The following is a 14,236-nucleotide window of genomic DNA, read 5'->3' as shown; positions in this document are numbered from 1 at the left end:
GGTGCCGATTGCTGTGGCCCTGTCGTCTTGCTAGTCTCCGCCCCGACGCGGCAGCAGGACGACCGGACCAGGGCATGCCACCACCCACCAGCAGAGCGATGTCACTCACTGCCGAGATGGTGGCGCTGTGCGAGCGAATGGTGCCGGATCCCGGCCCACGGCCCGATCTCACCTATCTCGACGAGGCGGGCTATCTCACCCTGGCGCGGGAATATGTGGAGCAGAACGGTCCTGGGCCGCTCTGGGTCTTCGCTTATGGCTCGCTCATCTGGAACCCCGGTTTTACGTCGGTCGAACACCAGCGCGGCACCGCTCATGGCTGGCACCGGCAGTTCTCGATGAAGCTGACCCGTTGGCGCGGCACGCCGGAACAGCCGGGGCTGATGCTGGCCCTGGAGCGCGGCGGCTCCTGCGACGGCATCCTGTTCCGCCTGCCTGAGGAGAGCACCGTCGAGGAATTGGCGCGCGCCCTGCAGCGCGAAACCGATGGGCATGAGGATATCGCCTATGTCCGCTGGATCAATGTGCGCCCAGAACGCGACCGCGCCGAGATCCGCCGCGCGCTCGTGTTCTGGGCGCATCCCAAGGGTTTCCATCTCCCCGAGCCGCCGACACTCAATCTTGCCGCTCACATGCTGGCCCGGGCCTGCGGCCATCTGGGCTCGGGTGCCGCCTATCTCTACAACACGGTGAGCAAGCTCGCCGAGCACGGCATCTACGACCGCAACCTCTGGCGCCTGCAGGAAATGGTGGCCAAGGAGATATTGGCGATGCGGTCGCCCACAGCCACCAAATAGGTCATCAAACGCGCCACGATTGTCACCGCTCAGCACTTTGGCTAAGAGTGATGTATACATCGCTGGAGCAGCGCCATGACCGCCCCTAATCCGCAACCCTTTCCTTTCGTCGCCGTCAGCGGCTCTCCCTATGAGCGTGGGCTGCAATATGGCAAGGCCGTGCCGGAGCGGGTGAAGCGCAGCATCGGTCTCTATGGTGGCACGCTTGATGAACTGGGCTTTGATGCCAGGGAGAAGGCGCGCCTCATCGGACAGTTTGCCAAGGAGATCGCGGCCTTCGGCGCGCATTACCTGGAAGAGATGCGAGGCATCGCCGACGGCGCCGGTGTGAGCGTCGACGACATCGTGCTGGTGAATGCGCGGACCGAGATCGTGGCACAGGCGCGGCGTGAGAAGAACAAGCCGGAGGCCGAGGACGATGCGGGATGCCCCTCTTGTAGATGGCTGCACCGGGGCCATTATCCTCCAGGAACGCAGCAGCACCGGCCGTGTCATTCACGGCATGAACTGGGATTGGCGCGCCGAATGCGCCGACACGGCGATCGTGCTGCGGGTCAGCCGCGACGATGGACCGGATTTCATGACCTTTGTCGAAGCCGGGGCGCTCGCCCGTTGCGGCATGAACGAAGCCGGCATTGCCATCACGGCGAACTATCTGGAATCGGAGCGCGACTACCGGCAATCCGGCATCCCGCTGGTGCTGATCCGCCGCAAGGTGCTGGAGCAGCGCCATTTCGCCATGGCCGTCCGTGCGGTGGCGGCGACACCCAAGGCCTGCTCCAACAACATGATGCTGAGCAAGGCGGAAGGCTTCGGCATCGATTTCGAATGCGCGCCCGACGAGGTCTTCCCGATCTATCCGAGCGACGGCATGATCGTGCACGCCAATCACTGGGTGAGCCCGGTGGCCCTTGCCAAACTGAAGGATGCGGGCCTGCTCGGCGACAGCTTCTATCGCGACTGGCGCGTCCGCAAACTGCTGGGTGACGGCAAGATCTCGCCGGACGATCTCAAGGCGGCCTTCTTCGACGATTTCGCAGCCCCGTTCGCGGTCTGCCGGCCGGTCCTGCCCAATTCCGCCGGCGATCTTTCGGCGACCGTCGCCATGATCATCATGGATACGACAGGCGGTACCATGGATGTGGCGCCGCTGCCGGCGCATTGCCGCGACTTCACCCGCTACAGCCTCAGAGACGCGCCGGTGTCACTTGCCAGGGCGGCGGAATAGCAGATGGCGAAACCCTCAACGCCCAGGCCACGCCCTGCCGGTCCAAGGCTGCGGGTCGTCATCGAACCCGACGTCGCCATCGGACCCGGCAAGGCGGACCTCCTCGAAGCGATCCGCGACACCGGCTCGATCTCGGCAGCCGGCCGCAAGCTCGGCATGAGCTATCGCCGCGCCTGGCTGCTGGTCGACGAACTCAACCAGCATCTTGGGGCGCCCGTGGTCGATGCCGTGACCGGCGGTGCGAAGGGCGGCGGTGCAGCTTTGACACGCACTGGCGACGAAGTGCTGACTCGCTATCGCAGCATGGAAGCCGCCTGCCGAACGGCGATTGCCGCCGATGTCCAGGCCTTGCGGACCCTCATCAAGCGCAACCAGCGCCAGAAGTGACGACCCGGAACAGATCGTCGCGTGCCGCCCCAGGCTGACCGATTGCCGCAATTTATTGTTGATTGCGTCAATCACAGCTTAAGAATTGGCAGGCTACAATAATCTCCATCATTGGAATACCTCGCGGGATCGGATTTTATGCCTTCCTGGACGGCTAAATGTCTCAATCTGCGGCAACTCGGATCGGGTCCTAGGGTTCTTCTCCTGGGACACGGATTCGGTGCAAATCAGGATGTTTGGCAGCCTTATCGCGAAATCCTGGCGGAGCATTTCCGTGTCGTGACCTATGACCTGGCTTGTTCCGCCGCGGCAGATCCTGAGTTCTTTGACATGCTGCACCTTCGTCGGCCACTCCGTGAGCGGCATGATCGGCCTGCTGGCAGCAGAACAGCAGCGTGGCCGCTTTGACAAAATCATCACCCTCGGCGCTTCGCCTTGCTATCTCAATCTCGACGGCTATGAAGGCGGCCTCGACCGCGACCAGCTCAACCAGCTTTTTCTCGCGATCGGCTCCAATTACCACGCTTGGGCTGAAGCTTACGCCAATCACGCGGTCAGCCGTCCCCCGGAACATCCGGCGGCGCTCGATTTTCGCAACAGCCTGATGGCAATGCGCAACGATATCGCGCTGACGACGGCTCAGATGATCCTCCTTGGCGATTACCGCGACCGGCTCGATGCGATGACAGTGCCGACGGTTGTTCTTCAGACGCGTACTGATCCAGCCGTGCCGCTGGCTGCGGCGCAATACCTGCACGATCATCTCAAGGGCAGCGTGCTGGAAATACTCGAGACCAGCGGACACATGCCACATATGACCTCGCCGGACATCGTGCTTGGGGCCTTGCATCGCCATTTGCGCGACACGCGATCGGCAGCGACCGTCGGCACCGGGTGAGCGACTTGACCGCCGTCGGACTCAACGGCTTCGGCCGCCGCCGGCGCGATTTCCGGCTGGATGTCGCCATCGGCGCGGCGACGACCCTCCTTGGACTGCTGTCATTCCAATTGGAAAGAGGTGCTGAGTTGCAGCCGCCGATCTGGTTGCCGGCTGGCCTCATGGTCGGCTGGCTGCTGCGGCGCGGCTGGGGCGGAGGGGCGTGTGCCGCCCTCGGCATTCTGGGCGTGGGCCTCATCCACGGAACCGATCTATGGCTGGCCAGCGTTGCCGCCGTTGGCAGCATGATCGCCTGCCTTGTCACCTACGGTATTCTTCGGCGTCTCGATGTCTCCTTGCGGCAGGTCGACTGGCGCAGTGCGCTGCTGTTTTTATTGGCTTCGGCCCTGGGAGGTGCCGTCTTCGCGATGATCGCCGCCCCATTGATTGTCAGCGGCAATGTTGCGATCCAGATTACGGACATCTCGGGTTGGATTGATCTGTGGCTCAGCCATGTTGCCGGCGTCATCATTCTGGCGCCACTTGTGGTGATGTGCGAACGACGGCATTTAGCGGCGCAACATCGCAATCGCCTTCATGCAGCTCTCTGGCTTGCCGGCTTCATTCTGTTTCTCGTCGGCCTGGCGCGGCAGACTGACGCGAGCAGCGGTCATCTGCTGATCTCTGTCCCTCTCGTGCTGATGGTCTGGCCGGCCATCGCGGTCGGTCGCTTTGGTACCGCCTTGGCTGCCATCCTGGTGCCGCTGGCAATGGTCTGGGCAACTGCCCATGGCTACGGTCCGTTCCTCGAAGAAACCGTCTCGATCGATGATGCCGTCAATGAAGTGTTGCTCTTCATGGGTGCAGCGGTTGCCCTGGCCTGGATTCTGGTCGGATTTGCCGAACGACAGCAACGGGCCAATCGCGATCTCGTCATGCGCGAAGAAGCGCTCAACCAAACCGGAGATGGAATCGTTATCGCCAACGCCGAACAACGGGTGATCTATGTCAATGCAGGGTTCGAACGCCTGACGGGCTACTGCATGGCGGAAATGCTTGGCATCAGCTGCTCAATACTGCATGGCCCGGATACGTCGCGCGACACCCTGGATGCCATTAGCTATCAGCTGGATCGGGCACTGATATTCTCCGGCAACGTCCTCAACTACCGTAAGGACGGGTCGACGTTCTGGAACGATCTCACCATCACACCGCTCTTCGACAACACTGGTGAGGTCAAACAATATGTTGGCGTCTTGCGTGATGCGACCGACAGGGTGATCTCGGCCAAGGCGCTGGCTGATGCGCTCGATCTGGCGCGTTCGGCATTGGCGCATTCGCGCGATGCCGAGGCGCGCTATGCTTCGATCCTTCATTCAGCGATGGTCGGTATTATTTCCGTCGATCAGGCGGGGCGGATCATCTCCTATAATCGAGAGGCGGAAGTGATTTTCGGCCATACCGCCGGCGACATGATCGGCCAGCGGCTCGATCGACTTTTGCCCGAGGAAAAAAGGCAGCGACACCAGGGCTTCATTGCCGGTTTCGCTGCGGGCAGCATTGATCGGCAGAAAATGTCGAATTGGCGCTCGGTCACGGCAGTGCGCAGGGATGGCAGCATCTTCCAGATGATGGCGGTGATCTCCAAGGTCGAGGTGGCGGGCAGCCTGACCATGACCGTCATCTTCCGCGACATGACTGAAATCGTCGATCGCGAACGCGACCTTGAGCGTTTGGTAGGCGAAAAGGAATTGGAGGCGAAGCGGGCGCAAGCCGCCGATGTCGCCAAAAGCCAGTTTCTTGCCAATATGAGCCACGAGCTGCGTACGCCTCTCAACGCCATCATCGGCTTTTCCGAGTTGATTGCGCGCGAGCAACTGGGTCCGATTGAACGGCGACCATATGTCGAATTTGCGGAGGACATTCGCAAGAGCGGCATGCATCTCCTCTCCATGATCAGTGAAGTCCTGGATTTATCGCGGATTGGGAACAACAAGTACGATCTTCATTGCAAGGTGGTCGATCCCAACGTCGCAGTGGATGATGCAATCAGTCAGATCCGGGCGCGGGCACTCGATGCCGGCCTGACGTTGCGGATAGCGGCGATAGATCCCGCTTGCCGGATTTGGGCGGACGAGGCCGCTTTGGCGCAGATTCTCGGTCATCTCCTCTCCAATGCCGTAAAGTTCACGCAAGCCGGCGGCACAGTCGACGTGCGCGTGTTCCAGCAAAGCGATACGGGCATGGTGGTGATCGAAGTGAAGGACAATGGCCGCGGCATTCCGGCCGATAGATTGCCCGGCCTCGGGCGCCCCTTCGAACAGGTGGCGGACAGCTACGTGCGTGATGTCGGCGGAACTGGTCTCGGCCTCGCGATTTGCGTGTTGCTGGCCAAGGCCATGTCTGGCGAAGTGACACTGGAAAGCGAGATTGGCAAGGGCACCGTCGCGCACCTCAGCCTTCCGGCCGGCAGATCGGCATCGGCGCCCGCGGGGGCCGCCGGCGACATCGGCGGCCTGGCAGAATCAGGAAAATGACGGACGCTTATTGGGTGCTCAGAATGTGGCCGGCATGCCAAGTTGCCTCCCATGACGACGCTGCCGCTTACGCACGACCTGCCGCCGACCGCCCTCGACCCATTGCGCTGGGCCGCCGCATTGCGTCCGGCCGGGGGGCTGGTGTTTTTTGATAGCGCCCTCACGCATGACACGCTTGGTCGCTACTCTTTCCTCATGGCGGACCCGTTCCACCATCTGAGTGCAGATGGCAATCTGGTGTCGCTGGACGGCCAGGCGACGCGCGGCGATCCCTTTGAGACACTGTCGCGTATGATGGCGCGCTACGAACTGCCAAGTGTTCCCGGACTGCCCCCGTTTCAGGGTGGGGTTGCCGGGTCGTTCGGCTACGGGCTGCGACATCATCTCGAACGCGTGCCGCGGCATCGCCGCGACGACCAGGATATTCCCGACCTGCTGCTCGGCGCCTATGACCTGGTGGTGGCGATCGATCACGTGGCCAAGCGCGGTTGGCTGATCTCCAGCGGTCTGCCGGCGTCTGGCGAGGCGCGAGGGGTCCGCGCACGCGCGCGCATTGATTGGGCGCTTGCTCTCTTTGCCGACACCGCACAGCCAGACGGCTGCCCGCTCCGCTTGGGCGATCGCGGCCCGGCCAGAATTGCCTGGCGCTGAATACCGGGCGATGATCCGCCGAGCCATTGACTATATCGAGGCCGGCGACATCTACCAGGCCAACATTACGCAGCGCTTCCGCGCCAAACTCCACGCCGGAATCGACCGGCTTGACCTCTATCGCGCGCTTCGGCGACGTAACCCCGCGACATTCGGGGCCTTCCTGGAATTCGATGACATTGCGATCCTCTCCTCATCGCCGGAACGCTTTCTTTCGTTGCGCGATGGCATGGTGGAGACGCGGCCGATCAAGGGTACGCGCCCGCGCGGCAGGAGTTCGGCAGAAGATTCAGCCCTGGCAGCCGAGCTCAGGGCCAGCGAAAAGGATCGTGCCGAGAATTTGATGATCGTCGATCTGCTGCGCAACGATCTCAGCCGGGTCTGCCGCATGGGGAGCGTGAAAGTGCCTGTGCTGTGGGGGCTCGAATCCTACGCGACGGTGCATCACCTGGTCTCTGTCGTGACCGGCGAGATGCTGCCCGACTTGACCGCCGTCGACCTGCTGCGCGCGACGTTCCCGGGTGGCTCGGTGACCGGCGCCCCCAAGATCCGCGCCATGGAAGTCATTGCCGAATTGGAACCCACATCGCGTGGACCCTATTGCGGCGCCATTGGCTATCTTGGCTTTGATGGCTGCATGGACAGCAACATCGTCATCCGCACCTATTGTGTGAAGGGCGACGATCTCTCCTTCCAGGTCGGGGGCGGCATCGTTGCCGACAGCGACCCGGCTCTCGAACTCGACGAGAGCCTGACCAAGGCCAAGGCGCTCATTGAAACGCTGGCCTATGACGGCACCGCGCAATCCGATATCGGGGGATCGGCCGCATGATCTGGATCAACGGCGCGTTGTTGCCGGCAGATCAGGCGCGCATCGATCCGCGCGATCGCGGTTTCACCCTGGGCGATGGCTTGTTTGAAACCCTCGCCGCCTTGGATGGCCATCCCCTTGATTTGGCTGCACATCTTGACCGCCTGGCACGGGCTTCGACGGTGCTCGACCTGCCGTTGCCGGTGGAGGCGACCGAGATTGCAACGGCGATTGAACAAGTGCTTGTTGCCAATGGATTGTCCAAGGGTCGCGCTGCCTTGCGCATCACCCTGTCGCGCGGGGTCGGTTCACGCGGGCTGCTGTTACCCCTTGATCCGAAACCGGTTTTGGTGATTACGGCGGGTTTGCATCCGGTGGTGCCGGGGCATCTGGAGGGGGCGATCGTGCCGATCCGGCGCAATGAGGGATCGCCCCTGAGCCGCATCAAGTCTTTGAATTACCTGGATAATATTTTGGCGCAGCAGCAGGCGCAGGCGCTCGGGGCCGAGGAGGCCCTGATGCTCAACAATCAGGGCCGGATTGCTGGCTTTGCGCGGGGTAACCTGTTGGCATTGCTGGGAAACACGCTGGTGACGCCACCTCTGACGGAAGGTGTGCTGGACGGTATCGTGCGCCGCCGGATCCTGGAGAATGCCGCGAAAATCGGTCGGGAAACGGCGGATAATGTCATCGAAAAGGGGGATATCTGCAAGTTTCGCGCTCTCTGGATCACCAATTCCCTGCTCGGCTGCGTGCCGATCACCCGTCTCGACGGCCAGGAAATCCCCCTCGACGCCGAGCTGACGGCGGAACTGGCGCAGCTGGTTCATTGATCGACAGGGTCGATCAATAGCATCTGTATAAGTCACTTGAATCGATCGATCTCCTTCTTCATATTGCTAATGAGAATGATTCGCAAATGACTGGAGGTCATCATGTTACGCGATCTCTTGAAGACCGGTTCCTTCGCCACGCTCCATTTCACGGTGGGCTTCGGCGTTGCCTATCTCATCTCCGGCTCGCTGCCGGTGGCGCTCGGTGTGGCGCTGATCGAGCCCGCGGTGAACACGGTGGTGTTCTTCTTCCACGAGCGTGCCTGGGCTAAGGTGCCGGCTGATCGGAAAGCGCCGCGGGTCGAGGACCATCATGCCTGTCGGCAGTTGAGGCAGATGGCGCTGCCGGGCTGAGATCGACTAGCATGCCGCCCTCAATTGAGGGGGCGGCAGGGATGACCAAGGCGATCGAGGCGTTGCGCGCGGCATTGGGGACGGGCGCCGTCCTCACCGGTGCCGATATCGGCCCGCGCCATCGCTCCGACATGAGCATGACGGGGCGCCATCTGCCCAAGGCCCTGCTGCGGCCGCGCAACACGGATGAGGTCGCGGCAGCACTCCGGATCTGCCACGCCCATGGCCAGAGCGTGGTGCCGCAGGGCGGGCTCACGGGACTGGCCGGCGGCGCCAATGCGGGACCCGACGATATCGCCCTCTCGCTCGACCTCCTCACCGGCATCGAGGAACTGGACGCCGAGGCCGCCACCCTGACCGTGCTGGCGGGGACGCCGCTGGAACGCGCGCAATTGGCCGCCGCCGAACAGGGTTTCCTGCTGCCGCTCGATCTCGGCAGCCGCGGCTCGGCCCAGGTGGGCGGCAATCTTTCGACCAATGCCGGCGGCAACCGCGTCATCCGCTATGGCATGGCGCGCGCCCAGGTGCTGGGGCTTGAGGCGGTGCTGGCGGACGGCACCGTGATCAGCAGCCTCAACAAGATGCTGAAGAACAATGCCGGCTTCGATCTGAAGCAATTGTTCATCGGCTCGGAAGGGACGCTCGGCATCATCACGCGCGTGGTGTTCCGCTTGCGGCCCCTGCCGCGCTCGACCAGCACGGCCTTCTGCGCGCTTACCAGTTTCGAGGCGGTCCTTGCCCTGCTGGGCCGGGCGGGGACCGATCTCGGCGGCCCCTCGGCCTTCGAGGTGATGTGGCCGGATTTCTATCGCTTCGTGAGCGGGCACAAGATGACGGGCGCGCAGCCGCTCAGCCCCGATCATCCCTTCTATGTGCTGATCGAGCACCAGGGCAATGACGCGGCGAACGATCCGGCGCGGTTCCAGGCGCTGCTGGAAGCGGCCCTGGAAGAAGGTCTCCTCGTTGACGCCGTCATCGCGCAGACCGAGAAGGAAGCGCAGAGCTTCTGGAAGGTGCGTGAAGGCTATGCGCTGGATACGCTGCCCGAGATCGTCAATTTTGATGTGAGCCTGGCCGTCGGCCGCATCGGCGCCTTCGCCGAAGATTGCCGCGCAAGGTTGGCGGCTCGCTGGCCGAAGGGTGAGTTCTTCTTCTATGGCCATATCGGCGACAGCAATCTCCACATCACGACGTCGGTATCTTACGCCGCGGGCGAAGGCATGCATGACGTCGACGAGATCGTCTATGCCTGTGTCCGCGACTTTGCGGGCTCGGTCTCGGCGGAACATGGCATCGGCACGTTGAAGCGCGACTATCTCTCCTATTCGCGCACGCCGGCGGAGATCGACGTGATGCGGCGCTTGAAAGCAGCGCTCGACCCGAGGGGAATTCTCAATCCGGGGAAGGTGATTTGCCAAGGTGAGGGCGAACTCGGTATAATTGAATAGAATTCACACATTTTCGGCTTCAGCCAGGAAATCACACCGATGGACGAACCGAACAGCGAGCCGCTGCGACAGCTTCTCGCCTATTGGCGCCTGAAGAAAGGCGCCCGCATGGCGCCGACGCGCGCCGATATCGATCCGGCGGAGATCAAGGAGCTTCTGCCCTATCTGGGTCTGGTGGACATCCAACGCGCACCGTTTCGCTTTCAATACCGTCTGGCGGGAACCGAAATCACCAGGGGATATGGCCAGGAAGTCACCGGCCAATTCCTCGATGGCATGGACCTCAACAACCATCAGAGCCAGATCACGCAGGAATACGAGCGCGTTGCCGAAAGCGGCGCGCCAGCCTGTTCGACCTGGGAGTACCAGCGGAAGGATGGGCGCCATTTGCGCTATGAACGCCTGGCCTTGCCGTTGTCGAGCGACGGCAAGGTGGTCGACAAGCTGATCGGTGGTTGCGTCTTCGAATGGGCGTTCAACGGCGCCGACTGACAGCGGCGGCGAGGCGTGTGACGTCGCGCTCGCCGGCGGAGATTGCGGTAATGCGGCGATTGAAAGCGACGTTGGGGATCCTCAAATCGGGGAAGGTGGTTTGAGGGATCGAGTTTGGCGCGGCCCCCCACCCAACCCTCCCCCCTGAAGGTGGGAGGGCTTTCTGCTTGAGTTCGCTGCGGCCACCTCGCTCTAAACTCCTCCCACCTTCAGGGGGGAGGGCGGGAGGGGGGCCGCGCTCAGTCCCGCTCTCTCCATCCGAACATCACCTCACGCTGCATACCGTTCGCCAACTTTGCGCGCCTGGCCCAGTGCCACCAGGGCCGCCAGCACTTCTTCGATGCGGTCGGTGCGGGCGCCGGTGTAGGTCTTGGCGATGTCGCCGGCACCCGTGGGGGCGGCGCTGGCGGTAAGGGTGGCGCGGATCGCCTGCACCTGGTCGGGCAAGGTCTTCGGCCAGGCCTGCTTTGCCACCTTGCCCTTGGCGATTTTTTTCTTCTGCGCTTCTTCCATGCCGAGATCTGCCTGGAGGCCCGGCGCCGTCGGTGCCTGGAAGTCGGGACGCAGCCAGCGGATGAGGCCGCGCTTCTCCTCGGCCGCGCGTTCATGGTTGAGCGCCACGAGGCGCGTCAGGATCTCGTCGTCGGAAAGATCCGCCGGCCAGCCATAGGCTTCGGCCACGGCCAGATCGAGCTCATCGTGAATCTGCTTCAGCACGGAGACGAGGCCGTGCTCATGAATGATCTTCTCCTTGGCATCCAGCGCGACACCCGCGCGCAATTTCTCCAGCACATTGTACATGCCGGTGATGGTGAGGTCTGAATGGAGCGCCTGTCGATCCTTGCGATGCTTGTCCAACGCCTCTCCGAGTGCGCGGATACGGGCCTTCGTCTCGTCGTCGCAGACGGGGAAAGGGAATTTGTCGAAGCATTCCGAATGATTGTAATTCTGGTCGTTCCCCTTGCCGAGGCGTGCCCAGTTGCGCGACCAAGTCATATGAAATGAGGACGACAGGCAGCCAAGCAAGAATGCGTCGTCGGAACCTATTGCTATGACTTTGGCATCGGGAATAACTGTGTGTTCTAGGAACATGAACACTCTATGTTTTGCTGTGCGGCAAGTCCCAATGTATCGGGAGAGCTGCTCAATCTGGAGGCGCATCTTCGGACGTGGCCGGCCAAACTCCCAAAAATTGTCGCGGAACTTTGGGTCGCTGTTTGTGTCGCGTTCCGGCTTTACTCTGTCCAACAGAATCTGAAAGATTACGGGGTATTCCCTTCTGATCACGTCTTCACTCAGCAGGAAGGTATCGATAATTAACCGAGTTTCACTTCTTTCGGTTAGGTCATCCCCAATAATGTATGGTTTCAGTATGTCTGCGCTCTTGGGATTGACCCTAATGATCTCTTCCGCTTCTGCCTTGGAAACACGAAAGCCCTCGCTCACCGGAATAATGCCTTGATGCGCGAGTCCCTTGTTCGCTTTCAGCGCTGCAGACTCGGTGAGATTTGCTCCCACGGTCAGATCAGCGTGAATTCTTCCTGTTTTCGAAACTAGTTCAACACTGGCGTAGTCGTCGGCACCGAAAGTTTCCCTGCAAACCTGGTCTAGGCGACCGGTACCCCTGGTTGAAGATGCTACTGTCATTGCGACACGCACCGCCGCGCCGTCGGCAGCATCGATCCACGGGTGATCAGGAATTACATAAGTGAGGGTCAAGCCATCTGGCGAATCAATATGCGTCTGAAGAACTTTCCGATTTAGAGATTGTCGAATGCTATTGGTTGTGATGAGTCCAAAGCGTCGAACCAATCCCGATTTAGATTTGGTGGCGGCGATATCCCACCAGTACATGACTAAATCAACAGAATCTGGGACGTTGATGTGCGAGGCTCTAAGGGCGTCGACATAGCCGTCACCCAACCTATTCCTCATTCGCTTATTCCCAATAAACGGCGGATTGCCGATGATGAAATCCGCCTGCGGCCAGTCGGCCTTGCGCGGGTTGATGTACCGATAGATCGGCTTCTGCGCCGTCTCATCCGGTACGTCTTCACCCGTCACAGGATGCTTCTTGAATGTGACACCGTCCCAGCGCGAGAGCGGCTTGCCATGCTCGTCTCTCGCCAATTCTTCGGCATCGTAGGCGAGGATGGCGTCTTGGCGTTGGATGTTATGGAAGTTGCGCAGGATGGGTTCCACCGGCAGAACGCGGCCGCGCGTGCGGAAATGCCATTGCAGATAGCCGATCCATAGCACCAGCTCGGCAATGTGAACCGCGCGCTCATTGATCTCCAGCCCCAGGAACTGATGCGGATCGACTGAATGGCGTTCCAGCTCAAGGAAGGATTGATCCTCGTGCAGTTCATTGGTGAGGAAGTCGAGCACTTCGCCTTCCAGGCGCTTCATATGCTCGAGCGTCGCATAGAGGAAGTTGCCGGAGCCGCAGGCGGGGTCGAGCACGCGGATTTCGCAAAGCGCGTGGTGGAACTTCTTCACCTCATCCTTGGCGCCGTCCATGTCGCCTCGGTTGGCGAGCGTCACGGCGGCGGCCTTGGCGGCATCCCAATCGGCGCGCAGGGGTTCGATGATGGTGGGCAGCACCAGCCGGTCGACATAGGCGCGCGGTGTGTAATGGGCACCTAAGCGATGCCGCTCATTGGGGTCGAGGGCCCGTTCCAGCAGCGTACCGAAGATGGCGGGTTCGACATCCTTCCATTCGCGCTCGGCTGCTTCGATGAGGAGGCCCAGCTGTTCCTCGGTGACGGCGAGGGCGTCGGCATCCTGGAACAGGCCGCCGTTGAATTTCAGCACCTTGGCCTGGAGAGCGACGCAATCGTCGCCCCGGTCCATCGCCCGCCACAATTCGCGCATCGTGAACTGAAAGGCCTTGGCGTTGCCCTTGAGGCTCTTCAGCTTGTTGAGGAACGATGCTTTGGGCAGCAGTTCCACATCCTCGGCAAACATGGTGAACAGGCAGCGCATCAGGAAAATGGCGACCGTGTGCGGGGCATGGGTCTGCTCCAGCGACTTGGCAAGACGCGCCAGCCGGTCGGCAATCTCGCGCGTCACCTTGGCTGCATGACGCGCCGGGTCGAGGGAGAGCGAATCTTCCCACACAGCTTTGAGGCGCTTGCGGATATCGCTGTCCGCCAGATCCTTGAGCGCGATGCGGAAGCTGGATGAATCGGGATAGGGGCCGTAATGCTTGCCCATGCCGGTGAAGTCGGCATAGAGCTCGATCGTGTGGCCGACATCGACCACGATCAGGAAAGGCGGCCAGCCTTCGGCGGCGGGCAGGGCTTGGGCATAGGCAAAGGCCTGGCCGCGTGCCCGCAGCATGGCGTCGTCCCAGCCCTTGGTGCCGCGCGTGGCGGTGCCTTTTTTGCTCGGTTTGGCAGCCGTCGCCGGGGCGAGGTCGAATTCGGCCTGTTGCGTCCGGTCGCTGCCTTGCTTGGCTTCGAGTACGAAGGCGCCCTTCTTGTAGAGGTCGATGCGGCCGGTGCCACCTTCCGGGAAGGTGACGGCGCGCTCGAAGACATAGGTGTTCCGTGAGTCGTCGGCCTGGGACGGGTCCGGCCGACCGACGTCGAGGAGGTCGCACAGTTCCGACAGGAAAAGCTGGTAGTTGGCCCGCTCGGCTGCGGCGGAGGCCGCCCAGCGGGTGATGAAGGTCTCGGCTCGGGCGGTCAATTTGCTTCCCCGGATGGTCGCGGTCTGCTTGACGGTTCTGGTTTTAAGGGTTTTGGCAGCTTCCAACAATGGCGCGTGGGGGATTGGGGTTCAACCGGGAATTGGGCGTCGTGTTGGGGTTGGTGGGG

General features: G+C 61.8%; 9 protein-coding genes and 2 pseudogenes. 10 read left to right on the top strand and 1 reads right to left on the bottom strand.

Features of this window, described 5'->3' with window-relative positions:
* Positions 1-74 precede the first annotated feature (74 nt).
* The 10 genes and pseudogenes from IPK59_21385 to IPK59_21340 all read left to right on the top strand — a co-directional run bounded on the left by IPK59_21385 (position 75) and on the right by IPK59_21340 (position 10,415).
* A complete protein-coding gene (locus IPK59_21385) occupies positions 75-797 on the top strand; it encodes a gamma-glutamylcyclotransferase (GenBank protein MBK8161191.1) in 723 nt (240 codons plus the stop codon).
* 75 nt (positions 798-872) lie between these two features.
* Positions 873-2,025: pseudogene (locus tag IPK59_21380) on the top strand (acyl-CoA--6-aminopenicillanic acid acyltransferase).
* 3 nt (positions 2,026-2,028) lie between these two features.
* Positions 2,029-2,412, top strand: a complete 384-nt coding sequence (locus IPK59_21375) for a LysR family transcriptional regulator (protein ID MBK8161190.1) — start codon at positions 2,029-2,031, stop codon at positions 2,410-2,412.
* 364 nt (positions 2,413-2,776) lie between these two features.
* Positions 2,777-3,310, top strand: coding sequence for an alpha/beta hydrolase (locus IPK59_21370; protein ID MBK8161189.1), 534 nt, complete (start codon positions 2,777-2,779; stop codon positions 3,308-3,310).
* Positions 3,311-3,315: 5 nt separating this feature from the next.
* Positions 3,316-5,826, top strand: coding sequence for a PAS domain S-box protein (locus IPK59_21365; GenBank protein ID MBK8161188.1), 2,511 nt, complete (start codon positions 3,316-3,318; stop codon positions 5,824-5,826).
* 51 nt (positions 5,827-5,877) lie between these two features.
* A pseudogene (pabB, locus tag IPK59_21360) lies at positions 5,878-7,309 on the top strand (aminodeoxychorismate synthase component I).
* The gene (locus IPK59_21355; GenBank protein MBK8161187.1) at positions 7,306-8,121 is read left to right on the top strand and encodes an aminotransferase class IV; all 816 of its coding nucleotides are present in this window, start codon (positions 7,306-7,308) and stop codon (positions 8,119-8,121) included. Before pabB ends, IPK59_21355 begins: the two are co-directional and overlap by 4 nt.
* A gap of 102 nt (positions 8,122-8,223) precedes the next feature.
* Positions 8,224-8,475 (top strand): DUF2061 domain-containing protein, encoded by a 252-nt coding sequence (locus tag IPK59_21350; GenBank protein MBK8161186.1) that lies wholly within the window; start codon positions 8,224-8,226, stop codon positions 8,473-8,475.
* Positions 8,476-8,516: 41 nt separating this feature from the next.
* Positions 8,517-9,923, top strand: a complete 1,407-nt coding sequence (locus IPK59_21345; GenBank protein ID MBK8161185.1) for an FAD-binding oxidoreductase — start codon at positions 8,517-8,519, stop codon at positions 9,921-9,923.
* A gap of 39 nt (positions 9,924-9,962) precedes the next feature.
* Positions 9,963-10,415 (top strand): PAS domain-containing protein, encoded by a 453-nt coding sequence (locus IPK59_21340; protein ID MBK8161184.1) that lies wholly within the window; start codon positions 9,963-9,965, stop codon positions 10,413-10,415.
* A gap of 270 nt (positions 10,416-10,685) precedes the next feature.
* On the opposite strand, the gene IPK59_21335 is transcribed toward IPK59_21340, so the two are convergent.
* Positions 10,686-14,108 (bottom strand): class I SAM-dependent DNA methyltransferase, encoded by a 3,423-nt coding sequence (locus IPK59_21335; protein ID MBK8161183.1) that lies wholly within the window; start codon positions 14,106-14,108, stop codon positions 10,686-10,688.
* Positions 14,109-14,236 lie beyond the last annotated feature (128 nt).

The sequence above is a fragment of the Rhodospirillaceae bacterium genome, assembly GCA_016712715.1.
Classification (GTDB): Bacteria; Pseudomonadota; Alphaproteobacteria; order Dongiales; family Dongiaceae; genus Dongia.
Note: the sequence above shows the minus strand (reverse complement) of the source record. Positions and strands in the feature narration are given on the sequence as shown.